Origin of the sequence: Corynebacterium meitnerae, assembly GCF_027570075.1 — a bacterium.
Lineage (GTDB): Bacteria > Actinomycetota > Actinomycetes > Mycobacteriales > Mycobacteriaceae > Corynebacterium > Corynebacterium meitnerae.
The window spans coordinates 1-1,873 of sequence record NZ_JAKMUS010000031.1 but is presented as its reverse complement, the minus strand read 5'-3'; the positions used below and the strand labels follow the sequence as shown (position 1 = coordinate 1,873).

The window sequence follows — 1,873 nt, the reverse complement described above, 5'->3', positions numbered from 1 at the left end:
TGTTCAGACCACTGATTTAGTAACGCCATGGTGAGGATCGAGTAACGCCCGGGTGAGTATCCAGTAACACCCGGGCGTTTGGGGATTGGGTGGGGTTAGTGGGTCAGGCGCATGTTGTCTCCTTCTAGTGTGATGATCTCGGCGCCGACGGCGAGCCGGTTGAGGATCGACTCAGCGATGACAGCGTCGGGAATGGACTTGCACCATTCGATGGGGGCGAACTGGGATGTCACGATGGTCGCTCCTCGGTTTTCTCGTTCCGCAATGATGGTCAACAGTTGGTGTGCGGTGGCTTCATTGATCGGGGTGGTGAGAAAGTCATCGAGTACGAGCACATCGGTGTTGTGAATGGCCTCGAGGAATTTCACGCGCTCAGGATCCGAATGATGCAACACGGCGAGTTGGTTGGCCAACGAGTCGGTGCGGAAGAACTTGGCGGAGTAGTCCTTTCGGCACGCTGCGTTGAGCAGTGCTTGGGCGAGGTAGGTCTTGCCAACGGAGGATTTGCCCAGGATGACAACGTTTTTCGAATCCTGGCACCATTGGCATTGAGCAAGTCGGGCGATTTGCTCTTTGTTGATGTTGCGGCTGGGCGTGTAAACGATGTCTTCAACACAAGCATCGGGGTTTGGCGATCGTGATGCTTTGAGCAGTTTGTTGACTCGTCTTTCATGCCTGGCTGCGACTTCTTTATCGAGCGCGTAGAGGATTTTGTCGGAGAAGCTCCACTGGTCGAATGCTTGATCCGCGGCAATGTCGATAACCGTGCGGCCGAAGGCGGTCATCCGCAGTTGTGTGAAGATGGGCAGGACTGATTCGTCTAAGAATCGTGCGGTTGTTGATGCTGGTTGTGGCGCATCCATGGGTTAGTTGTTTCCTTTCTTCGTGAGGTTTTCGATGCTGAACTGCTCCGCGCCACCGAGGTAGGCACCGCGCGTATCACGCTTGCTAGGCGCTTTTGCGGTGGTGGAGGTAGGCGCGGCATCTCGCGCGTTGGGGTCAGGCTGTGTGGTGGTGCGTACCGTGTCTTCTTTGCGCACGGCTGCCATCATGTTTTTCACGGCGGTGTAGGACACTGCCTGACGTCGGCCTTCAAGGTCGACGAGCCGCCTACAGGCTTCTTCCAAGATGGGCTTGTTGTCGTGTTTTCCCATGGAAAGCACGTTGCGGCATGAAAAGAACGCTTGTGCTTTGATTGGGCGCGCATCCATAAGCTCAGCGATGACCCGGCGGGTGTGCGGCCCTACCCTGGCAGCTTCGCGTAGGAAGTATTCACAGGTCCAAAGCCCATGGGTGTTGGCCATCTGCGGCGGGATATGGTCGGTGTCGGTGACGAAGGTGCCGCGTTGGTGCGCAAGCGTATGTACTGCTTGTCGCTCGCCGGCATCGAAAACCGTGAGCGTGTTGCCGGTGATGCGTACATCAACAGTGCGGCCGACAAGTGTGTAGGGCACGGAGTAATGCACGCTGCCGACGACGATATGGAAGTCGGGAGCGACTTTGGCCCGCCTCCATTCCGTGCGCTGCCAACGCTGTGTTGGCAGTTCAGTGAGCAACTTTGCTTCAAACTCTTCAAACAGCTGCCGCCGACTGATGGTGTTGCCACGAAACGGGGTGTGCGCATTAATCGCGTCAACACGTTTGAGTATGCGACTGTTAAGCTCATCAAGGCTGACGCACTGGTGGTCGTCAAGAGCATGGATGACCTTTTGGGTCACAATCTTGACCGCTGCCTCAACATTAGCCTTGTCTTTCGGCCGTCTTGCCCGCGCTGGCAGCGCAGCGGTGTTGTAGTGCTCCAGAAACTCCTCGTACGTGGTGTTGACACGACGATTGCGATCAGCCGCACTTATCGCGTTCGATGCCGTCGAGG

The 1,873-nt window shown here is 56.5% G+C and carries 2 protein-coding genes; both read right to left on the bottom strand.

The window, feature by feature from the left end; translation table 11 throughout:
* Positions 1 to 95 precede the first annotated feature (95 nt).
* Positions 96 to 863 carry an ATP-binding protein gene (locus L8U60_RS10675; protein WP_269966346.1) on the bottom strand — a complete coding sequence of 256 codons (768 nt, stop codon included), beginning with the start codon at positions 861 to 863 and terminating at the stop codon, positions 96 to 98.
* A 3-nt stretch (positions 864 to 866) separates the two neighbouring features.
* Positions 867 to 1,873, bottom strand: a 1,007-nt coding sequence (locus L8U60_RS10670) for a Mu transposase domain-containing protein (RefSeq protein WP_420840194.1), incomplete at its 5' end; no start/stop codon positions are given.

Bases quoted from the DNA above. Each gene is read 5' to 3' on its own strand.
- L8U60_RS10675 (WP_269966346.1), bottom strand. From the start codon at position 863: ATGGATGCGCCACAACCAGCATCAACAACCGCACGATTCTTAGACGAA.